Here is a 21,564-nt window from a genome sequence, read left to right on the forward strand (position 1 = left end):
CGAGAAGCGTCGAGCGGTTTGAGATGAACGGCGGCGGGGGCGGGACGGACGCCCTCGCGGCCCTCACCGAAGGTCGCGCACCGCCAAGGTAATCGTATTCACGTTTGACCTGCCGCACGCCTCGCGTAAGACGCCGCGCGGATGACCGTAGCGACCGATCTTCCCGCCCCGCCGCCCTTCGCGCGGCTGACCGCAGAGCGCCGCATCGCGCTGTTTCTCGATTTCGACGGCACGCTGGTCGACCTCGCGCCTGCGCCCGATGCGATCGAGGTGCCCGGCGCGTTGGCGCGCGGGTTGCGTGCGCTGGCGGAGCGGCTGGATGGCAGGCTCGCGCTCGTGTCGGGGCGCTCGCTCGACGATCTCGCCACGCATGTAATGCTCGATGGCATCGCGCGCGCGGGATCGCACGGCTCGGACAGGCGCGATGCCGAGGGCGGGGCGCTCGGCGCGCCAGCCGTCGGCCTGCCGGAAGCGGCGTTCGACGCGCTGCACACCAGCGCTGGCGATCTCGAGCTGATGCTGGAAACCAAGTCGCACGGCGCGGCGCTCCACTATCGCGGAGACCCTGCGATGGGTGCGGCCGCTCGCGATCTGGCAGGGCAGGTGTCCAAGCGTTTCGATCTCGCGGTCAAACACGGCAAGAGCGTCGTCGAACTGACCGCGAAAGGCGCCGACAAGGGCGGCGCGGTGCGCGCTTTCCTCGAAATCCCGCCTTTTTCCGGAGCCATGCCGGTGTTCGTCGGTGACGATGTGACCGACGAGGACGGGATCGCCGCCTGCGTGGACGCGGGCGGTTTCGGCGTGCTCGTCGGCGATCGTATGCCCACCGCAGCGCGCTATCGTCTGCCCGATGTCGCTTCCGTTTACGAATGGCTGGACCTTTGACCGAACGACCCCCCTCCGAACCCGCCTCGCTCGAACTTTGGCCGATCGGCAATTGCCAGGTTAGTGGATTGATCGACCGCAAGGGCGCACTAGTCTGGGGCTGCGTGCCGCGGGTGGATGGCGATCCGGTTTTCTGCTCGCTGCTGAATGGGGACCGGCAGGATGCGGGCGTCTGGCGCTTCGAACTCGAAGGGCAGGTTTCCGCCACCCAGCATTACGAGCGCAATACCCCGATCCTCGTCACCCGGCTCGAAGCTGAAGACGGCAGCGCGGTCGAAATCCGCGATTTCTGCCCGCGCTTCGAGCGCAGCGGTCGGATGTACCGCCCCGTCGCCTATGCGCGGATCGTCAGCCCGGTTGCAGGCAATCCGCGGATGAAGGTCGTGCTGCGGCCCACGCGTGGCTATGGTGCGCAACTTGCCGAAACGACCAGCGGAACCAACCACATCCGCTATCTGGTCGGCGGACAGGCGATCCGCCTCAGCACTGATGCGCCGGTCGGCTATGTGCTCTCTGGCCGATCCTTCCGGGTCGAGAGCGACCAGCATTTCTTCCTCGGCCCGGACGAGCCGTTTTCCGGCAATCTGCGCGCCGAGTTGCGCCAGATGGACGATCTCACCCGCAAGTACTGGACGCTGTGGGTGCGCGGCCTGCACATCCCGCTCGAATGGCAGGACGAGGTGATCCGCTGTGCGATCGCGCTGAAACTGTGTCAGCACGAGGAGACCGGCGCGATCGTCGCCGCGCTCACCACCTCGATCCCCGAAGCGCCGAACAGCGAGCGCAACTGGGACTATCGCTATTGCTGGATCCGCGATTCCTATTTCACCGTACAGGCGCTGAACCGGCTGGGCGCGCTCGACGTGTTGGAGAAATATCTCGCCTACCTGCGCAACATCGTCGATGCGGCGCAGGGCGGGCAGATCCAGCCGCTCTATTCGGTGATGGGCGACGGCACGCTGGACGAAACGACCGCCGCGCATCTTTCGGGCTATCGCGGCATGGGCCCAGTGCGCGTGGGCAATGCGGCCTATTACCAGGTCCAGCATGATTGCTACGGTCAGATCGTGATGCCCACCGTGCAGGCTTTCTTCGACCGGCGGCTGCTGCGCATGGCCGACGACCGCGACTTCGCCAGCCTCGAGAAGGTCGGCGAGATGGCGTGGACAATGCACGACCAGCCCGACGCGGGGCTGTGGGAGTTCCGCACCCGGCAGGAGGTACACACCTATTCGGCGGTGATGTGCTGGGCGGCGTGCGACCGGCTGGCGAACGTCGCCGGACACATCGGCAAGGAAGATCGCCGCGCGCTGTGGCGCGAGCGGGCCGATGCGATTCGCGCGAAGATCGAGCGCGAGGCTTGGGTCGACGACAGGGGGAGCGAAAACGGGGGTGACGGACACTTCAAGGCCAGCTTCGAGAGCGATTATCTCGACGCCAGCCTGCTGCAACTGGTCGAACTCCATTTCCTCAAGCCCGACGACCTGCGCTTCCAGGCAACCTTCACCGCCGTGGAGAAGGAACTCCGGCGCGGCGAGCACATGCTGCGCTATGCCAGCGAGGACGACTTCGGCCTGCCCGAGACCGCGTTCAACGTCTGCACTTTCTGGCTGATCGAGGCACTGCACATGGCCGGGCGCGACGACGAGGCGCGCGCCCTGTTCGACACCATGTTGTCGCATCGCACGGCATCGGGCATGCTGTCGGAAGACCTCGATGTCGATACCGGCGAACTGTGGGGGAATTTTCCGCAGACCTATTCGCTGGTCGGCATCATCAATTGCGCCGGTCTCCTGTCCAAGCCGTGGAGCGAAGTAAGATAGCCCGACTAGTCGTCATCTCGAACCGCGTCGCGGTCCCCAAGGCTCGCGGCGCCGCCGGTGCGCAAGGAGGGCTGGCGGGCGCGCTCAACGCGGCGCTCAAGAAGCATGGCGGCATCTGGTTCGGCTGGTCGGGGCGCGAGAGCCAGGCATTCACCGGCGACATCAACATCCAGCGCCACGACGGCGTGACCACCGCGACGGTCGACCTGCCGCACCAAGACGTCGAGGAATACTACAACGGCTACGCCAACTCGACGCTGTGGCCGCTGTTCCACTACCGGCTGGACCTGACCGAATACGAGCGTGAGACGGGGAAGGGCTACGAGCGCGTCAACGAGCGGCTGGCCGAAAGCGTGGCGCCCCTGATCGAGCGTGACGATCTGGTGTGGGTTCACGATTACCACCTGTTGCCGCTCGGCGCGCGGTTGCGAGCGAAGGGGGTCGAGAACCGGCTGGGATTCTTCCTCCACACACCTTGGCCGCCGACACGGCTGTTCGTCTCGCTGCCCTATCACGAACGGCTGGTGCGCACGATGCTGGAATACGACCTGATCGGCTTCCAGACCAATGAATGGCTCGAGAGCTTCTGCCATTACTGCAAGAAAGAACTCGGGGCGGATACCGACGAGGCAACCGGCCGGATCGAGTACAAGGGTAAGGTCACTTACGCTCGCGCCTATCCGATCGGGATCGACTACGACCACCTGATGGCGCAGGCCGACAGTGGCGAAGCACGGCAGGCGGGGCAGCGCCTGCTCGCCAGCACGCGGCGGCGCACGGCGATGATCGGGGTCGACCGGCTCGACTATTCGAAGGGCTTGCCCGAGCGGCTCGACGGGATCGGCCGCTTCTTCGATCGCTCACCCGAGCGGGTGCGCGATCTCGTGTTCATCCAGATTGCTCCGCCGAGCCGCGAGGATGTCGAATCCTACCAGCGCATCCGTGCCACGCTCGAGCAGAAGACCGGCCAGATCAACGGCGCGCACTCCGAAGTCGATCTTGTCCCGATCCGTTACGTCAACAAGGGACACTCGCTGGCCGAACTGTGCGGGTTCTATCGCGCGGCCAAGATCGGGCTGGTGACGCCCTTGCGCGACGGGATGAACCTCGTCGCCAAGGAATACGTCGCCGCGCAGGACCCGGAGGATCCGGGCGTGTTGATCCTCAGCCGCTTCGCCGGGGCGGCGCAGCAACTCGATTGCGACGGGCAGGGCGCGGTGCTGGTCAACCCGCACAGCCCGGACGATCTCGCGCACGCGATTCAGACCGCCCTCGACATGCCGCTGGCGGAGCGCAAGGCGCGCTGGCAAGCGATGATCGGCACGGTGCGCGACGACAACGTGCAGCGCTGGACCGAGAGCTTCACGACCGATCTCGCCGAACTCGATACGGATACCGCATCCGGGTAACGCCACGATGGAACACGACCGCGTCATCCCGCTCGAAGGCGTCCACAACTTCCGCGATTACGGCGGGTATCCGGTCGCGGGCGGCGGTCGGATGAAACGCGGGCACCTGTTCCGCTCCGGCCAGCATGTCGGCGCGAGCGACGCGGACCTCCTGAGGATCGGCGAACTGGGCCTGCGCCACGTGATCGACTTTCGCGGCGCGAGCGAGCGCGAGACCTATCCGTGCCGCCGCGGTGACGATTTCTGCGCGGCGGTGGTCGCGTTCGAGGGCGAGACGGCGAACCTTGCCCCGCATGTCGAGGCGGCGGACGGCATACTGACAGTGGACGGGGCGCACCGCGCGATGGAGCGCATCTACCGCAACCTGCCGAACCGCGAACCGGTGCTGTGGGTCATGCGGCGATATTTCGCGACACTGGCGGAAGCGGACGGCCCGAGCCTCGTCCATTGTCTCGCGGGCAAGGACCGGACCGGCATGGCGGTCGCGCTGCTCCACCACGCGCTGGGCGTTCACCCCGATGATGCGATGGCCGATTTCCTTCTCACCAACACCGCCGGCAACATCGAGGCGCGCGTGGCGGCGGGCGGTGAGACGATCCGCGCGAAATACGGCGCGGCGGACGATGATACGATCCGTGTGCTGATGGGCGTGGATGAACGCTACCTCCACGCGATGCGCGAAGCTGTGGAGGACGCGCACGGATCGCTCGACGCCTTCCTCGCCGATGTGCTGGGGGTGGACGACGCGCGGCGCGATGCGCTGCGCTTGCAACTCGTCGACGCCTGACCCACTTCGGGGCGGCACTCGCAAGCAAACGGACGGACATTCGCGCATGGCTACCCATCACACCAAGATGCTCATCATCGGCTCCGGCCCGGCCGGCTATTCCGCCGCGATCTATGGCGCGCGCGCGATGATGGAGCCGATCGTGGTGCAGGGCCTCCAGCCCGGCGGGCAGCTCACCATCACCACCGACGTCGAGAATTATCCCGGCTTCAAGGACGTGATCCAGGGCCCGTGGCTGATGCAGGAGATGCAGGCGCAGGCCGAACACGTCGGCACGCGGATGATGTGGGACACGATCGTCTCGGTCGACGTGAGCAGCGGCCCGCCGTTCCGTGCGGTGGGCGACAGCGGCGACGAATACATCGGCGACACGCTGGTGATCGCGACCGGCGCGCAGGCCAAGTGGCTCGGGCGGCCGGGCGAGCAGGAGCTGGGCGGCAAGGGCGTCTCGGCTTGCGCCACGTGCGACGGGTTCTTCTATCGCGGCAAGAAGGTCGCGGTGATCGGCGGCGGCAATACCGCGGTCGAGGAAGCGCTCTACCTCACCAACCATTCGGACGACGTGACGCTCATTCACCGCCGCGACGAATTGCGTGCCGAGCGTATCCTGCAGGAACGCCTGCTGAAATCGGACAAGATCTCGACGCTGTGGAACAAGACGGTCGAGAGTTTCGAGGGCGATCCGGCGACGGGCGGACTGACGCATCTGGTGCTCAAGGACACGCTGACCGGCGAGACCTCGACGCTGGAGGTCGACGGCGCGTTCGTCGCGATCGGCCACGCGCCGGCGACCGAACTGTTCAAGGGCAAGCTGGAGATGGACGAGAGCGGCTATCTCGTGGTCGAGCCGGGCACCCCCAAGACCGCGATCCCCGGCGTGTTTGCCTGCGGCGACGTAATGGACCATACCTATCGCCAGGCGGTGACGGCGGCGGGCACCGGCTGCATGGCCGCGCTCGACGCCGAGAAATTCCACGCCACGCTCGATTTCGCCAAGCACGAGGCCGAAGCGGCGGAATAGCTCGCGTCCTTCGAGACGCCTTCAGACTGCGTCTTCAGGCTCCTCAGGATGAGCGGGGATTTCTTACTCTTCCGCTCATCCTGAGGAGCCGAAGCTGAAGGCTGAGGCGTCTCGAAGGACGCCCTAGAACACCGCCATCCCCGCGTGGAGGATCAGCGCCGCCAGAACTACGCTCGACAGGGCGAACAGCACGAAGCGCACCATGACCTTGTTCGCGGTCGCCTGCACCAGCGAATGGATCACTCGCAGCCCGACGTAGATCCACGCCAGCAGCGCGTTCATCCCGTCGCCCTGGCCGATGATCGCGAGCAGCAGGCCCACGGCGTAGAACACCGTCGGCGCTTCGTGCAGGTGGTTGTAGTTCTGCGCTTTCCACTGCACCTGCGGCGGCAGCACCCGGTCGAGCGAGGCGGCGGGATCGCGCACCATCGCGTCGGGATCGACCTTCGCCCGGCTCATCGCCGGAATGCGCGCGGCGTACATCCAAAGCCACATGACCATCGTCCACGCCATCAGCGCGACGAGCGGCTGGAGGATCTCCATCCCGATCATGACGGAGCGATCCCCGGATTGGCGAACACGGTGAGCGCGAGTGCGTGGATCGTGAGCGCCATCAGGCACAGCGTCGAGAGTGCGAACAGGGCGAAGCGCACCGGCACGCGGTTGACCGTCGCTTGCCATATCGAATGAACCACGCGGATCGCGACGTAGGCCCAGGCGACCGGAATGGCCCACGCCGCGGGGCCCATGATCGCCAGGATCGCGATCACGGCATAGAACAGCACCGGCTGTTCGAGCAGGTGGGTGTAGTTGTGCGACTTCCAGTTGACCCGGTCGTCGATCACACCTTCGAGATTCTGCCCGCGCCCGCCCGGAGGAGCGTTGCCGAGCCCGCCCATCTTGCGCATCGCCGGCCCGCGCACGGCGGCCATCCACACCAGCATGACCAGCGTCCACGCCACCAGCACGGCGGCGGGGGCGAGTATCTGTGCCTGCATTCCCGTCCCTCCCTGTATCGCCCGCGAAACTGCGCCGCGCGCGGGCGGTTGTCAAACGCTCGAAATCGTCTCCGTGAAGGTTTCGGGATCGCAGTTGCCGCCGGTCAGCATCACGACCGTGTACTCGTCCACCGACACCTTGCCCGCCAGCACCGCCGCCAGCGCGGCCGCGCCGCCGGGTTCGACCACCAGCTTCAATCGCGCGAAGGCGAAACGCTGCGCCGCGCGCACCTCGTCGTCGGTCACCGTCACGCCGGGATCGCTGCGGCCCTGCAGCACCGCGAGATTGACCGGCGCGCTGGCCGCGGGCTGGAGGGCGTCGCAGATCGTCTTCGGCGCGTCGGGCCCAGCACGCACGATCTCGCCCGCCGCGAGGCTGCGCCCGACCATGTCCCACCCCACCGGCTCGACCGGCACGATCGCCGCTTCGGGACAGGCGAGGGCGAGCCCGGCGCTCAGACCCCCGCCGCCGCAGCAGACGACGATGCGCGACGGCTCCCGCCCCATCTGCGCGGCGATCTCGATCCCGGCGCTGCCTTGTCCCTCGATCACCCACGGATCGGCGAAAGCGTGGACGAGCACCGCGCCGCGCTGCGCGACCTCGCGCGCGGCGACCTCCTCGCGGTCCTCGCCGGGACGATCGTAGAGAACGATCTCGGCCCCCAGTGCGCGGGTGGCCTCGAGCTTCACCTTGGGCGCATCGCGCGGCATCACGATAGCCGCGGCGATCCCGAGCCGCTTGGCAGCCCACGCGACGCCTTGCGCGTGGTTGCCGCTCGACACCGCGACCACGCCGCGCGCGTGCTCCTCGTCGGTGAGGTCGCTCAGCCGGTGCCAGGCCCCTCTGATCTTGAACGCCCCGACCGGTTGGAGCGTCTCGGCCTTGGCCCAAAGCCGCTGGCCCTCGATTTCCAGCGGCAGGAGAGGCGTGGGGGGCAGAATCTCGGCGATCTTCGCCGCTGCGCGCAGCACGCCGTCGCGAGTCGGGAGGCGGTCGGCGCTCATCGGTTCGTCGCTCGCGAGCGAGACATGGACCACATGTTACACTGTCCTGAGATGAAAAAGTCGGGGCATCTGCAGGCCGTCGGCAACGGCGAGCGGGAGGCAGATAAAATGGTCATTCGGCGATGCTGGCAAACTGCGCCCGCGTAGGAAAGCGATTTCGGATCGTGTTGCGACCGCCGCGCATTTCCCTATGTGGGCGCCTATGATGAGCCGTCGAAGGCTCGCACAAGAAGAGAACGGAGCGAACATGTCGAAAGTCCTGGTAATCGGTGCGGGCGGGGTCAGCTCGGTGTGCGTGCACAAGATGGCGATGAACCCCGACGTGTTCAGCCAGATCCACCTCGCCAGCCGCACCAAGTCGAAATGCGACGCGATCGCCGAATCGGTCAAGGAGCGCACCGGGCAGGAAGTCTCGACCTACGAGATCGACGCCGAGGAAGTGCCCGCGATGGTGAACCTGATCCGCAAGCTGGAACCCGGCCTCGTGGTCAACCTCGCGCTGCCCTATCAGGATCTGCCGATCATGGACGCCTGCCTGGAGGCGGGCGTCTGCTACCTCGACACCGCGAACTACGAGCCGAAGGACGAGGCGAAGTTCGAATACAAGTGGCAGTGGGCCTATCACGATCGCTTCAAGGAAGCCGGACTGATGGCGCTGCTCGGCTCCGGCTTCGATCCGGGCGTTACCAGCGTGTTCACGATGTGGCTGAAGAAGCACAAGCTGAAGACCATCCGCCAGCTCGACATCCTCGATTGCAACGGCGGCGATCACGGGCAGCACTTCGCGACCAACTTCAACCCGGAGATCAACATCCGCGAGGTGACCGCGCCCGCACGCCACTGGGAAAAGGGCAAGTTCGTCGAGACGCCGGCGATGGGCGAGAAGGTCGAGTTCGATTTCGAGGGTGTCGGCCCCAAGACGATGTATATGATGTATCACGAGGAACTGGAAAGCCTCGCGAAGTTCGTGCCCGAGCTGGAGCGCGCCCGCTTCTGGATGACCTTTGGCGAACAGTACATCACCCACCTCACCGTGCTGCAGAACGTGGGCATGACCGCGATCGAGCCGATCAAGTACCAGGGCCGCGAGATCATCCCGCTGCAATTCCTCGCCGCCGTGCTGCCCAAGCCCGAAACTCTGGGCGAGACGACCAAGGGCAAGACCAACATCGGCGTCATCGCGACCGGCGAGGCCTTGGACGGGAGCGGCGAGAAGACGTTCTACATCAACAACATCTGCGACCACGAGGACGCTTACGAGGAAACCGGCAACCAGGCCGTCAGCTATACCACCGGCGTCCCTGCCATGGTCGGCAGCGCGATGGTGCTGGGCGGCAAGTGGGCCGGTGACGGGGTGTTCAACATGGAGGAATTCGACCCCGATCCCTTCCTCGAAATGCTCGGCGAACAGGGCCTGCCGTGGAATGTGAAGGAGCTGGACGGGCCGGTGGATTTCTGACGTTTTTGGTTTCGCGCCAAGACGCAAAGGCGCCAAGATGCGGTACGTACCCGCGCCGAAGGCGCACCAATCGTTAGTGTCATGCGGCTAGATCGAGCGCGGCTTCGCCGCGAAAACAACATCTTAGTGCCTTCGCGTCTTAGCGCGAAACACGTCTTGGGAAACTAGCGATGGAAACCAAAGCCGGCGATCCGGGCGCGTTCGCGCAGTTCGACCTCAATCGCGTCGACAGCCCGGCGTTCGTGGTCGACGCCGCGAGGCTGCGCGCCAATCTCCAGGTGCTCGCCGACATTCGCGACGCGGCGGAGATCAAGGTGCTTGCCGCGCTGAAGGCGTTTTCCATGTGGAGTGTCGCGCCGATGATCGGCGAGTATCTCGACGGGGTGTGCACTTCCGGCCTGTGGGAAGCGCGGCTGGCGGGCGAGTTCTACGACGGCGAGATCGCCACCTATTCCGCCGCCTACAAGCCCGACGAGCTGGAGGAAATCTGCCGCCTGTCGGACCACGTGATCTTCAATTCGCCCGGCCAACTCGAACGCGCCGGGCTCATCATCGAGCAGGCGCGCGCGGCGGGGCAGGATTTCGATGTCGGCCTGCGCATCAATCCGCAAGTGCCGACCGGTGAGGTGCCGCGCTACGACCCGTCCAGCCCCGGCAGCCGCCTCGGCTTCCCGCTCGACCAGCTGACGCCCGAGATCATGGATCAGGTCGACGGCATCCACTTCCACAACCTGTGCGAGCAGGATCTCGAACCGCTCCAGCGCACGTGGGACACCGTGTTCGACGCGATCGAGCCCTGGTTCGGCCAGCTGAAGTGGATCAACATGGGCGGCGGTCATCACATCACCCGCGCCGACTACCAGCGCGAGGAACTGGTCGAATTCCTGCGCGACGCGAAGGAGGATACCGGCGCGGAAATCTACCTCGAACCGGGCGAGGCGGTGGCGCTCGACGCGGGGATACTCGTGGGCACGATCCTCGATGCGCACGACAACGGACTGCCGGTCGCGATCACCGACATTTCCGCCACCTGCCACATGCCCGACGTGATCGAGGCGCCCTATCGCCCCGCGATGCTGGGCGAAGCGGGTGAGGGGCACCCCGTGCGTCTTGGTGGCCCTTCGTGCCTCGCGGGCGACGTGATCGGCGATTATCGCCTGCCGGTGCCGTGCGAGCCGGGCCAGCGGATCGCCTTCCTCGACCAGGCGCACTATTCGATGGTCAAGACCAACACCTTCAACGGCGTCCAGCTTCCTTCGATCTGGCTGTGGGACAGCGAGACCGACGCGCTCGAGCAGGTCAAGAGCTTCGGTTATGCCGACTTCCGCGATCGGCTGAGCTGAGCGCCCGGTTCGGCGGAAATCCGGAACGCGCCGCCGCCCGCACGGTTGAACCCGCATGCCGCGGTTTTCACTTGCGGTTCACGCTGTGCGGATTATAGGCGCGGTCCGCTGCCCCAAGGGGACTTCCTGACCGCAAGGCAGCTCGTTCGAACGTAACCGTTTGGGGGTCCCTTGAATTGCACCATTACCCTGACGCCCGGTCTGTAGTTCGCGCACTCGCGCCGGACGAACCGGTCATCCTCAATCGCCCGCACGCCGCGGCGCGCGCCGCGCGTTTCTTCGTGGAACGCTTCCCCGGCAAGTCGCTCTATGCGGTGAAGGCCAATCCTTCGCCCGAATTGCTTCAGGTGCTGTGGGCCAGCGGCGTGACGCATTACGACGTCGCTTCGATCGCCGAGGTGCGGCTGGTGCGCGATGCGCTGCCCGAAGCCACGCTGTGCTTCATGCACCCGGTCAAAACCCCGCGCGCGATTCGCGAGGCCTACTTCGAACACGGCGTGAAGACCTTCAGCCTCGACACGATCGAGGAGCTGGAAAAGGTCGTCGAGGCGTGCACCAACGATGAGGGCGAGCGCGCGACGGACCTGCGTCTGCTGGTGCGCCTGCGCGTCAGTTCGGACTATTCGGAGCTCAGCCTCGCGTCGAAGTTCGGCGTCGATCTGGCCGATGCCGCGCCGTTGCTCCAGGCGACCCGCCAGCACTGCGACTGGCTGGGCCTGTGCTTCCATGTCGGCAGCCAGGCGATGACCCCGTTCGCCTACGTCCAGGCGCTGGAGCGCGTGCGCGTCGCGGTGGCCGAAGCGAGCGTGGTGATCGACGTGGTCGATGTCGGCGGCGGCTTCCCCTCGGTCTATCCGGGCATGGAGCCCCCGCCGCTGGAGGACTATTTCCAGGTCATCCACCGCCATTTCGAGAACCTGCCGATCGCCTACAACGCGGAGCTGTGGTGCGAACCCGGCCGCGCGCTGTGCGCCGAGTATTCCTCGGTGATCGTGCGGGTCGAGAAGCGCCGCGGCGACGAGCTCTACATCAACGACGGCGCCTACGGTGCGCTGTTCGACGCCGCGCACGTGGACTGGAAGTTCCCCGTCGCCGCGCTGGAAGACGACCTGCGCGACCCGGTGGAGGAATTCGCCTTTTACGGCCCCACCTGCGACGATGCCGATTACATGAAGGGGCCCTTCATGCTGCCCGGCGACATCCGGGCGGGCGACTACATCGAGATCGGCATGCTCGGCGCCTATGGCGCGGCGATGAAGACCGGCTTCAACGGTTTCGGCAACGCGCAGCAGATCGTGGTCGAGGACGAGCCGATGGCGAGCCTCTATCGTGGCCGCCGCGAACTGCCCGCGAGCGACAACGTGGTGAGCCTGCGCTAGCAGCGATCGCTAGGGCCGCGCGCGCGGCAGGCAGGCACCGGTTTCGGGCGAGGGGAACAGGCGGCAGTCGAAATATATCGCCGCCGCGTTGCCGCCCCGCGCAGGCAGGAAGCTGAAGCGCAGCGCGCGCCGCGCCGTGTCGCTCAGCGGCAGCGCGGCGGGGATGTCGCCCGCATCGCTCCAGCCGTAGACCTGGCAATAGGCATCGCCGGGGCACAGTGCCCGCGCGCGCTCGACCAGAGCCTGCGGCGAATCGCCTTGCGCGACGAGCACGAAATGCACGCCGGGTTCGGGTGAGCCGGGCGCGCCGGTGGTTGCCGGGGTAGGGGAGGGCGCGGCATCGCCCGTGCCCGGCTGGAGCGACGCGGCGGTGATCGTGCGCACCGCCGCGCCATCCTCGGCCAAGCGGGGAATCATCGCTTCGGGCCGAACGACCTCCTGCGCCTGCGCCCGCAGCGCCATCGGGTCGGGCTCTCCGCCCGCATAGCGCGCCGAGAGCGCCGCACGGCTGCCCCACCAGCCGCGCCAGCGGAAGAACAGGTGCGGCCCGACCGCCGCGATCTTGTCCAGCTCCGCGCTCCAGTAGGGATAGACGTAGTCGGCGTGGTAATGCGTCGCGGTGCCCACCGCCCGGTCGACATGGCCGCCCAGCGCCGCATCCGCGCGTTCGCGCGCCGCGCGCCACATCGCCGCCGGGTAGCTGCGCGCGAGCGAGCCGTCGCAGGTGAAGGTGAATTGGCACCCGGTCGGCCGCTCCGAACCTTGGAACACCACGCCGCATACAGTCTTCGCGAAGGCCGGATGGCGCACGCGGTTGAGCACGACCTGCATCACCGCGCGCTGGTCGCCGTCGCCCGCGCCCGCCTCGGCCATCGCGGCGAGCGCGAGGCAGTCGCGCGCCCGCGTCCGGTCGGCGGCGGTGCCGGCGAAGACGAAGGGGCGGGCGGCGACGGGATCGCTGTCGGCGAAGGGCACCGCCGCGTTGCGCGCCTGCGCGTCGCCCGGCGTGAGCGCGGAGAGCGTGGGCGCCGCTTCCTGGGCATTGGCGGGCAGCGCGTCGAGCGGCGCGGCGGCAACCGGCTCGGGGCTAACGGTAGGCGGCTCCGCCCCGCGCCCGAACAGCGCGAGCCCCGCAAACACCAAGAGCAGGATCGCGCCGATCGCGTAGAGCGGGGCGTTGAGGCGGAGATGGTCTGCCATGGCGGCTATCTGCCGTCGCGCCGGATGCCGACCGCTGGCCCGGCCCGGTCAGGCGGCGCGGGCGAGGTCCAGTTCGAGCCGGTCCCAGATTTCGACCAGCGCGGCGGCGAGATCGTCCATCATCGCTTCGCTGTGCGTCGGGCCGGGCGTGAAGCGCAGCCGTTCGGTGCCGCGCGGCACGGTCGGGAAGTTGATCGGCTGGACGTAGGCGCCGTATTCGGCGAGCAGGATGTCGCTGATCTTCTTGGCGCGCACCGGGTCGCCCACCATCAGCGGCACGATGTGGGTCACGCTGTCCATCACCGGCAGCCCGGCATCGCGGAACTTGGCCTTGAGCAGCGCGGCGCTGGCCTGCTGCGCCTCGCGCTCCTCGCTCGAACCCTTGAGGTGCTTCACCGCCGCCAGCACGCCCGCCACGAGCACGGGGCTCAATGAGGTGGTAAAGATGAAGCCGGGGGCGTAGCTGCGGATGCAGTCGATCACGCGGGTGTCGGCCGCGATGTAGCCGCCCATCACGCCGAACGCCTTGCCCAGCGTGCCTTCGACGATGTCGATCCGGTGCGCCGCCTCGTCGCGCTCCGAAATGCCGCCGCCGCGCGCGCCGTACATGCCGACCGCGTGGACCTCGTCGATATAAGTCAGCGCGTTGTATTTCTCGGCGAGGTCGCAGATCGCGTGGATCGGGGCCACGTCGCCGTCCATCGAATAGACGCTTTCGAACGCGATCAGCTTGGGCGCGTCGGGGTCTTCGGCGGCGAGCAGTTCTTCGAGGTGCGCCACGTCGTTGTGGCGGAACACGCGCTTCTCGCAGCCCGAATTACGGATCCCTGCGATCATGCTCGCGTGGTTCAGCTCGTCGGAGAAAATCACGCAGCCCGGCAGCAGCTTGGCGAGCGTGGAGAGCGTCGCATCGTTGGAGACGTAGCCGCTGGTGAACAGCAGCGCGCCGTCCTTGCCGTGGAGGTCGGCCAGTTCGCGCTCCAGCTCCACGTGCAGGTGCGTGTTGCCGCCGATGTTGCGCGTGCCGCCGGACCCTGCGCCGACGTCGTGCAGCGCCTCTTCCATCGCGGCGATCACCTTGGGGTGCTGGCCCATCGACAGGTAATCGTTGGAACACCACACGGTAATCGGCTTGGGGCCGTTGTGGCCGTGGAAGCAGCGCGCGTTGGGAAATGCGCCCTTGTTGCGCAGGATATCGATGAAAACGCGATAGCGGCCTTCGGAATGCAGGCGGTCGATCGCCTGGTCGAAGATCTGGTCGTAGTTCATCGTAAACCTGCGTCGGCGCCGCGCGGACGCGGCCGAAATCGGGTTTCGCTTAGGCGCGTCGCGGGCGATTTTCCACCGCGATCTTTGCGAGCGATTCGCAGCTAGAACGCGGCGAGATCGCCGATCCCGTGCCGCGCAAAGGCCGGGGCGAGCGCGCGGAAATCCTCTATCGAGCCGGTAGTGATCGCCCGGTCCGCCCGGTCGCGCGCGAACGCTTGCCCCTCGGTCAGCGCGGCGATGCGGCGGGCGATGCCCTCGGCCCCGTCGACCAGCGTCACGCCTGCGCCCAGTTCCGCCGCCAGTTCATCGCGCAGCAGCGGGAAATGGGTGCAGGCGAGCACCACGGTGTCGATCGCCTCGCCGCCCGGCTGCCCGCGCAGCGCGGCGACCGATTGCGCGATCGCCGCAGGATCGGCTGGCGCCCCGCGCAGCTTGGCCTCCGCCGCCTCGACCAGCCCCGGCGCGGCCTGCCGCAGCAGCACGTGCCCGTTGCCGAAGCGCGCCTCCAGATCGTCGACGTAGCGCTGGCGCACCGTCGCCTCGGTGCCGAGCAGGCCGATCGTGCCGCTGCGGGTGATCGCGGCGGCGGGCTTGATCGCGGGCACAGTGCCGACGATCGGGATTTCCAGCACCTCGCGCACCATGCCCAGTGCGATCGTGCTGGCGGTGTTGCAGGCGATGCAGATCAGCCGCGGGTGGAACCGCTCGGCCATCCGGCCCAGCAACCCGCACACCCGCGCCGCAACCTCGGCTTCGGTCTTCGTGCCGTAGGGCAGGCCCGCGATGTCGGCAGCATAGATCACCGGGGCTTGCGGCAATACCTCACGCAACGCCGCGAGCACCGAAAGCCCGCCGACGCCGGAATCGAACAGCAGGATGGGGGATGAGGGCTGGGGTCTGTCCAATTCCGTTCGTCCCGAGCTTGTGGAAGCACCGCGTTTCGCTTTACGGCGCTAGAAGATCGGATGGGGCTTCGACAAGCTCGACCCGAACGATTACCAGGAAATATCCGGCAAGGGATCGGCGGCAATGGACATCACGATCGAAACGCTCCTCGCCGCGCTGCTCGGCTATGCGCTCGGCTCGATCCCGTTCGGCCTGCTGCTCACGCGCATGGCGGGCAAGGGCGACGTGCGCGCGATTGGCAGCGGCAGCATCGGGGCGACCAACGTGCTGCGCACCGGCAGCAAGGGCCTGGCTGCGGCCACGGTGCTGCTCGATGCGGGCAAAGGCGTTGCCGCTGTCTTGCTGGCCCGCGAATGGTTCCCGGGGATGGAAGGCATCGCGGCGGTGGGCGCGATCGTCGGCCACTGTTTCCCCGTCTGGCTGCGGTTCAAGGGCGGCAAGGGTTTCGCCACCGCCGCTGGCGTCTGCCTCGCGCTGGCGTGGCCGGTGATGCTGGCAAGTGCGGCGATCTGGGCCGCCGTGCTCGCGGTCAGCCGGATTTCCTCGGTATCCTCGATGGCGACGGTGGTGGCCGCGCCGGTGGTGGCGTGGCTGCTCGGCTATCCGGCGGTCGTCCCCACGCTGATCGCGGTGGCCGTGGTCGTCATCGTGCAGCATCGCGAGAACATCCGCCGCCTCGCGAACGGCACCGAGCCGAAAGTCGGCGCGAAAGGGTGAGCGAGCTTTCGCAGCCCGAGGCTTTCGCCCGCATCCGACTGCTGCGCTCGCCCAATATCGGGCCGGTTTCCTACACGCAGCTTCTCGCCCGGTTCGGCACCGCAGCCGAGGCGCTGGAGGCGTTGCCGGATCTGGGCAAGCGCGGCGGGCGCGCATACCGCGCCGCGCCGGTCGACCGGATCGAGCGCGAGGTGGAGGCGGTGAAGGCCGCCGGGGCGCGCTACCTGTTCCACGATCGGCCCGGCTATCCCGCGCTGCTCGGCGAGATCGAAAGCGCGCCACCGATCCTGACGTATCGCGGCGACCTGTCGCTGGCGGAAAAGCCCTGCGTGGCCATGGTCGGCGCGCGCAACGCCAGCGCGGCGGCGGTCAAGCTCGCGCGTGATTTCGCTGCCGGGCTGGCTGAGGCCGGGTTCGCGGTGGTTTCGGGTCTCGCGCGCGGGATCGACGGTGCCGCGCATCGCGGGGCCTTGCCCGCCACGATCGGCGTGATCGCCAGCGGGATCGACATCGCCTACCCGCCGCAGCACGCCGACTTGCAGGAGGAAATCGCCACGCAGGGCCTCCTCCTCGCCGAACAGCCGCCGGGCACCGAGCCGCGCGGCAGCCATTTCCCCAGCCGCAACCGCATCATCGCCGGGCTCGCGGCGGGCACGCTGGTGGTCGAGGCCGCGCCGAAATCGGGCTCGCTCATCACTGCGCGGCTGGCGGGGGAGGCGGGGCGCGAGGTCATGGCGATCCCCGGCAGCCCGCTCGACGCGCGTTCGCAGGGCTGCAACCAGCTGATCCGCGACGGTGCGGTGCTGGTGCAGTCGCCGGAAGACGTGGCCGAGCTGCTGAGCGGCTTCGACGGCACCCCGCGCTCGACCTTCCGCGAGGCGGCGGTGCCCGAAGATTTCGCCGAGGCCGAACCCGCCGACATCGCCAGCCTCCTCACCACCGCCCCGGTCGCGGTCGACGAATTGATCCGCCAGTCCGGCGAAGGCGCGGCGGCGGTGCAGATGGCGCTGCTCGAACTCGAGATCGGCGGCCGGCTGCAGCGTCACGCGGCGGGGCGAGTCAGTCTCCTGCAATGACCCGCCTGTTCCGTGCGGCCGGCCAGTGACGCGATTTCCCCGCTTGACGATTCTCGGGCCCCCACCCCACCTTCGCGCGTATACGCACACGTAAGGGACTGCCCACACTTCCATGCAACTCGTCATCGTAGAATCGCCGGCCAAGGCCAAGACCATCGAAAAATACCTCGGCAAGGACTTCAAGGTCCTCGCCTCCTACGGCCACGTCCGCGACCTGCCGCCGAAAGACGGCAGCGTGCGTCCGGACGAGGATTTCGCGATGGACTGGGAGCTCTATCGCGACAAGCAGAGCCGCTTCAAGGAAATCGCCGACGCCGCGAAGAAGGCCGACCGCCTCGTCCTCGCGACCGACCCCGACCGTGAGGGGGAGGCGATTTCGTGGCACGTTCGCGAGCTATTGGCCAAGCGCAAGGCGCTGCCCAAGGAGGTCGAGCGGGTCACCTTCAACGCGATCACCAAGCAGGCGGTGACCGACGCGATGAAGGCCCCGCGCGATCTCGACGGCGATCTGATCGACGCCTATCTCGCCCGCCGCGCGCTCGACTATCTCTACGGTTTCACGCTCTCGCCGGTGCTCTGGCGGCGGCTGCCCGGCGCCAAGAGCGCGGGCCGCGTGCAGTCGGTGGCGCTGCGGCTGATCGTCGATCGCGAGCGCGAGATCGAAGCGTTCACCCCGCAGGAATACTGGTCCGTCGTCGCGAAGATGGAGCAGGACGGGACTGCGTTCGACGCGCGGCTGGTGAAGCACGAGGGCAAGAAGCTCGACCGGCTGTCGCTGGGCGACGAGGGCAGCGCGATGGCGGCGAAGGCCGCGGTGGAAAGCGGCAAGTTCACGGTCGAGGAGATCGAGACCCGCCCGCTCACCCGCAATCCCGCGCCGCCGTTCACCACCTCGACCTTGCAGCAGGAGGCCGCGCGCAAGCTCGGCTATTCGGCCAGCCACACGATGCGGCTGGCGCAGAGCCTCTACGAAGCGGGCGCGATCACTTACATGCGGACCGACGGCGTGCAGATGGACGGCAGCGCCATCAGCGCCGCCCGCAAGGCCATCGCGGACCGTTACGACGGGCATTATCTGCCCGAAAAACCGCGCCACTACAGCACCAAGGCGAAGAATGCTCAGGAAGCGCACGAAGCGATCCGACCGACCGATTTCAGCCGCGACCGGGCCGGTTCGGGCGACGAGGGCAAGCTCTACGACCTGATCTTCAAGCGCGCAATGGCGAGCCAGATGGCCGCCGCGCGGCTCGAACGCACCACGATCACGTTCCGCGACGGCACCGGCAAGACAGAACTGCGCGCAACCGGCCAGGTAGTGAAGTTTCCCGGCTATTTCGCGGTCTATCAGGAAGGCTTCGACGACAAGGACAGCGACGACGAGGATGGCCTGCTGCCGGTGATGCACAAGGGCGACAGCCCGGTGAAGAAGGCGGTCAAGGCGAACCAGCATTTCACCCAGCCGCCGCCGCGCTTTTCCGAGGCTTCGCTGGTCAAACGGCTCGAGGAACTGGGTATCGGCCGCCCCTCGACCTATGCTTCCACCATCCAGACGCTGCGCGACCGCGACTATGTGCGGATGGAGAAAAACCGTTTCTTCGCAGAGGAATCGGGCCGGTTGCTCACGGCGTTTCTCGAACGGTTCTTCGAACGCTACGTCGCCTACGAGTTCACCGCCGGGATGGAGGACGAGCTCGATATCGTCTCGGACGGCAAGGAGGATTGGAAGAAGCTGCTCGAGCAGTTCTGGCGCGACTTCAAGCCCAAGACCGAAGAGGTGATGGAGAAGAAGCCCTCGGAAGTCACCGAGGTGCTTGACGAATTCCTCTCCGACTACCTGTTCCCCCCGCGCGCCGACGGCAAAGACCCGCGCACCTGCCCGCTGTGCGAACAGGAAGGGCGCGAGGGCGGGCGACTGGCGCTGCGCGGCGGGCGCTACGGCGCCTTCGTCGCTTGCGCCAACTACCCCGAATGCAAGTTCACCCGCCGCTTCGCCCAGCCGGACGCGGACGGCGACGCCGGGGCGGACGACGGGATCATGGGCAAGCACCCGGAGACGGGCGAGGAAATCCACCGCAAGACCGGCCGCTTCGGCCCCTACATCCAGATGGGCGAGGGCAAAGAGGCGGCGCGCGCCTCGATCCCCAAGGATCTCGACGATTTCGATCTCGAATGGGCGATCAAGCTGCTCGAACTGCCCCGCATCGTTGGCACGCACCCCGAAAGCGGCAAGGAAATCGAAGCGAATATCGGCCGTTACGGCCCGTACCTGCGGCATGATGGCAAGTATGCCAAGCTCGGCTCCACCCGCGACGTGTTCGATACCGGCATGAACGCCGCGGTGACGCTGCTGGCCGAAGCGGCGAACCGCAAGGGCGGCGCGCGCGGCAAGGCCGAACCGATCAAGACGCTGGGCGCGCACCCGACCAGCGGCGGCGAGATCAAGGTCATGCCCGGCCGCTATGGCCCATATGTCACCGACGGCACCACCAACGCCACGATCCCCAAGGACGTGAAGCCGGAGGACGTGACCGAAGCGCAGGCGATCGAACTGATCGACGCGCGCGCGGCCAAGGGCCCGGCGAAGAAGAAGGGGCGCAAGAAGGCCCCCGCCAAGAAGGCCGCGCCCAAGAAAGCGGCCGCGAAGAAGAAGCCCGCCGCGAAGAAGAAGGCTCCTGCCAAGGCGAAGGACGCCTGATGGCGAAGGAACATTTCGAACGCCACAAGCAGCCGTGGAAGGCGGAGGAAGCCGGCCAACTGCGCACGCTCGCGGCCAAGGGCCACGGCCTCAAGGCCATTGCCAAGGCGCTCGGCCGGAGCGAGGAATCGACCAAGGATTTCGCCAAGAAGAACAAGATCGCGATCGCCAAGAAGCGCTGATGAGCGAGCCTGACGGTCTTCCCCTTCCGCGGCGCATCTGGGCGATCGTGGCGATCAGCTTCGGCACCGCGCTGTTTGTGGTGGACGGGGCGATCGCCAATGTCGCGCTGCCCACGATCGCGCGCGATCTGGGGGTGACCGATGGCGAGGTTACGGGGGTCGTCACGGTCTATCAGCTCGTGATGGTCATGGTCCTGCTGCCGTTCGCCACGGTGGGCGACCGGATCGGGCACCGGCGGCTGTATCAGAGCGGGCAGGTGGTGTTCTTCCTCGCCTCCGCCGCGGCGCTGGTGGTTACCGAGTTCTGGATGCTGCTGGCGGTGCGCGCCTTGCAGGCGCTGGGGGCGGGAATGGCGTTGTCGGTCTCGGCGGCGATGTTGCGCACGATCTATCCCGACCGCAGCCTCGGCAGCGGGCTCGGCATCAACAGCGTGATCGTCGCCACGTCGTACGCGGTGGCGCCGACGCTGGGCGGGTTCATCACCGAACAGTTCGACTGGCGCTGGGTGTTCGTCGCCGCCGCGCCACTAGCCATCGTCTCGCTCGGGCTCGGCCGCACGCTGCCCGATCCCGAGCCGCGCCCGGGCCGCGTGGACTGGCGCAGCGGGCTGTGGAGCGCACTGACGGTAGCCCTGCTGATCGGGGGCCTCTCGGTCGCAACGCATGATCGACCCGCGATAGGCATCGCCGTGTTTGCCGCCGGGGTACTCTCCGCATGGTTCCTCGTGCAGCGCGAGCGCGGGATGGAGCGGCCCGTGCTGCCGGTGGATCTGATGGCGCGCCCGGCGATCGGCCTGTCGGTGCTCGCGGCGGTCTGCGCCTTCATCGGCTCGGCGATGCTGATCGTCGCGCTGCCGTTCAAGCTGGAGCAGGGGCTGGGCTACGGGCCGGGCGAGGTCGGCCTGCTCATCATGCCCTATCCGTTGACGATGCTGGTGGTCGCGCCCGCCGCGGGCTGGCTGTCGGACCGGATATCGCCCTCGGTGATGGGGGTGGTGGGCATGGCGATCGCCATCGTCGGCCTCGCCTTCGTGGCGCTGCTGCCGGGCGATGCCGGCGCGTTCGACATCGGCTGGCGGCTGTCGCTGTGCGCCTTGGGCTTCGGGCTGTTCCTCGCCCCCAATTCGCGGCTGATGATCGGTAGCGCCCCGCGCGATCGCTCGGCGGCGGCGGGCGGGCTGCTCTCGACCGCGCGGCTGTTCGGCCAGTCGACCGGTGCAGCGATGGTCGGCCTGATCCTCGCGCTAGGCGCAGGCCTCGGCCCCGCGCCCGCACTGATCGCCGCTTGCCTCGCCTTGCTCGCCGCCTGTTGCAGCGCATTCCGGTTCAAGGCGACGGGCGCGAACCTTCTGCGCAAGCCGCGCCACGTCGACGTGGTGCGTTAAGGGTCGAAACTCGATCAGGTCGAGG

General features: G+C 67.5%; 19 protein-coding genes. 13 read left to right on the forward strand and 6 right to left on the reverse strand.

Translation table 11 applies throughout. From position 1 onward, the window contains the following. The first annotated feature begins 141 nt into the window (after window positions 1-141). From otsB to trxB, 5 genes are read left to right on the forward strand one after another with little or no spacing between them, the layout of a single operon-like run. The gene (gene otsB, locus ACE3QC_RS01420) at window positions 142-885 is read left to right on the forward strand and encodes a trehalose-phosphatase (RefSeq protein WP_374405304.1); all 744 of its coding nucleotides are present in this window, start codon (window positions 142-144) and stop codon (window positions 883-885) included. Then, window positions 882-2,708, forward strand: a complete 1,827-nt coding sequence (locus ACE3QC_RS01425) for a glycoside hydrolase family 15 protein (protein WP_374405306.1) — start codon at window positions 882-884, stop codon at window positions 2,706-2,708. The genes otsB and ACE3QC_RS01425 overlap by 4 nt, the downstream gene beginning before the upstream one ends. After that, on the forward strand, window positions 2,705-4,117 hold the full coding sequence (locus ACE3QC_RS01430; protein WP_374406613.1) for a trehalose-6-phosphate synthase: 1,413 nt from the start codon (window positions 2,705-2,707) through the stop codon (window positions 4,115-4,117). The genes ACE3QC_RS01425 and ACE3QC_RS01430 overlap by 4 nt, the downstream gene beginning before the upstream one ends. A gap of 7 nt (window positions 4,118-4,124) precedes the next feature. Next, on the forward strand, window positions 4,125-4,904 hold the full coding sequence (locus ACE3QC_RS01435; protein ID WP_374405307.1) for a tyrosine-protein phosphatase: 780 nt from the start codon (window positions 4,125-4,127) through the stop codon (window positions 4,902-4,904). 46 nt (window positions 4,905-4,950) lie between these two features. Beyond that, window positions 4,951-5,925 carry a thioredoxin-disulfide reductase gene (gene trxB, locus ACE3QC_RS01440; protein ID WP_374405308.1) on the forward strand — a complete coding sequence of 325 codons (975 nt, stop codon included), beginning with the start codon at window positions 4,951-4,953 and terminating at the stop codon, window positions 5,923-5,925. A gap of 123 nt (window positions 5,926-6,048) precedes the next feature. Here the strand turns inward: trxB and ACE3QC_RS01445 are convergent, their stop codons facing one another. Genes ACE3QC_RS01445 through ACE3QC_RS01455 form a run of 3 tightly spaced genes read right to left on the reverse strand, consistent with a single transcriptional unit; the run spans window position 6,049 to window position 7,928 of the window. Continuing rightward, on the reverse strand, window positions 6,049-6,477 hold the full coding sequence (locus ACE3QC_RS01445; RefSeq protein ID WP_374405309.1) for an MAPEG family protein: 429 nt from the start codon (window positions 6,475-6,477) through the stop codon (window positions 6,049-6,051). Next, entirely contained in the window at window positions 6,474-6,923 is a 450-nt protein-coding gene (locus ACE3QC_RS01450; protein ID WP_374405310.1) for an MAPEG family protein, read from the reverse strand. Before ACE3QC_RS01450 ends, ACE3QC_RS01445 begins: the two co-directional genes overlap by 4 nt. A 51-nt stretch (window positions 6,924-6,974) precedes the next feature. Beyond that, window positions 6,975-7,928, reverse strand: coding sequence for a threonine/serine dehydratase (locus ACE3QC_RS01455; protein ID WP_374405311.1), 954 nt, complete (start codon window positions 7,926-7,928; stop codon window positions 6,975-6,977). Window positions 7,929-8,175: 247 nt separating this feature from the next. Here ACE3QC_RS01455 and ACE3QC_RS01460 point away from each other — a divergent pair, with 247 nt between their 5' ends. The 3 genes from ACE3QC_RS01460 (at window position 8,176) to ACE3QC_RS01470 (ending at window position 12,109) form a co-directional block, all read left to right on the forward strand. Further along, window positions 8,176-9,387, forward strand: coding sequence for a saccharopine dehydrogenase family protein (locus tag ACE3QC_RS01460; RefSeq protein ID WP_374405313.1), 1,212 nt, complete (start codon window positions 8,176-8,178; stop codon window positions 9,385-9,387). Between the two features lie 170 nt (window positions 9,388-9,557). Beyond that, window positions 9,558-10,730, forward strand: a complete 1,173-nt coding sequence (locus ACE3QC_RS01465) for a carboxynorspermidine decarboxylase (RefSeq protein WP_374405314.1) — start codon at window positions 9,558-9,560, stop codon at window positions 10,728-10,730. Window positions 10,731-10,906: 176 nt separating this feature from the next. After that, window positions 10,907-12,109 (forward strand): type III PLP-dependent enzyme, encoded by a 1,203-nt coding sequence (locus tag ACE3QC_RS01470; protein ID WP_374405315.1) that lies wholly within the window; start codon window positions 10,907-10,909, stop codon window positions 12,107-12,109. Window positions 12,110-12,118: 9 nt separating this feature from the next. On the opposite strand, the gene ACE3QC_RS01475 is transcribed toward ACE3QC_RS01470, so the two are convergent. The 3 genes from ACE3QC_RS01475 to murI all read right to left on the reverse strand — a co-directional run bounded on the left by ACE3QC_RS01475 (window position 12,119) and on the right by murI (window position 15,483). Next, window positions 12,119-13,309 (reverse strand): cell wall hydrolase, encoded by a 1,191-nt coding sequence (locus tag ACE3QC_RS01475; protein ID WP_374405316.1) that lies wholly within the window; start codon window positions 13,307-13,309, stop codon window positions 12,119-12,121. Window positions 13,310-13,357: 48 nt separating this feature from the next. Then, window positions 13,358-14,578 carry a 5-aminolevulinate synthase gene (gene hemA, locus ACE3QC_RS01480; RefSeq protein ID WP_374405317.1) on the reverse strand — a complete coding sequence of 407 codons (1,221 nt, stop codon included), beginning with the start codon at window positions 14,576-14,578 and terminating at the stop codon, window positions 13,358-13,360. Between the two features lie 101 nt (window positions 14,579-14,679). Then, the gene (gene murI, locus ACE3QC_RS01485; protein WP_374405318.1) at window positions 14,680-15,483 is read right to left on the reverse strand and encodes a glutamate racemase; all 804 of its coding nucleotides are present in this window, start codon (window positions 15,481-15,483) and stop codon (window positions 14,680-14,682) included. Between the two features lie 124 nt (window positions 15,484-15,607). Here murI and plsY point away from each other — a divergent pair, with 124 nt between their 5' ends. The 5 genes from plsY (at window position 15,608) to ACE3QC_RS01510 (ending at window position 21,539) form a co-directional block, all read left to right on the forward strand. After that, on the forward strand, window positions 15,608-16,201 hold the full coding sequence (gene plsY / locus ACE3QC_RS01490; protein WP_374405319.1) for a glycerol-3-phosphate 1-O-acyltransferase PlsY: 594 nt from the start codon (window positions 15,608-15,610) through the stop codon (window positions 16,199-16,201). Next, window positions 16,198-17,277, forward strand: a complete 1,080-nt coding sequence (gene dprA / locus ACE3QC_RS01495; RefSeq protein WP_374405320.1) for a DNA-processing protein DprA — start codon at window positions 16,198-16,200, stop codon at window positions 17,275-17,277. Before plsY ends, dprA begins: the two co-directional genes overlap by 4 nt. Window positions 17,278-17,389: 112 nt before the next feature. Beyond that, entirely contained in the window at window positions 17,390-19,972 is a 2,583-nt protein-coding gene (gene topA, locus ACE3QC_RS01500; RefSeq protein ID WP_374405321.1) for a type I DNA topoisomerase, read from the forward strand. Next, the gene (locus ACE3QC_RS01505) at window positions 19,972-20,154 is read left to right on the forward strand and encodes a hypothetical protein (protein WP_374405322.1); all 183 of its coding nucleotides are present in this window, start codon (window positions 19,972-19,974) and stop codon (window positions 20,152-20,154) included. Before topA ends, ACE3QC_RS01505 begins: the two co-directional genes overlap by 1 nt. Further along, the gene (locus ACE3QC_RS01510; RefSeq protein WP_374405323.1) at window positions 20,154-21,539 is read left to right on the forward strand and encodes an MFS transporter; all 1,386 of its coding nucleotides are present in this window, start codon (window positions 20,154-20,156) and stop codon (window positions 21,537-21,539) included. The genes ACE3QC_RS01505 and ACE3QC_RS01510 overlap by 1 nt, the downstream gene beginning before the upstream one ends. Window positions 21,540-21,564: the final 25 nt, after the last annotated feature.

The organism is Pelagerythrobacter sp. (assembly GCF_041912895.1).
Classification (GTDB): Bacteria; Pseudomonadota; Alphaproteobacteria; order Sphingomonadales; family Sphingomonadaceae; genus Pelagerythrobacter.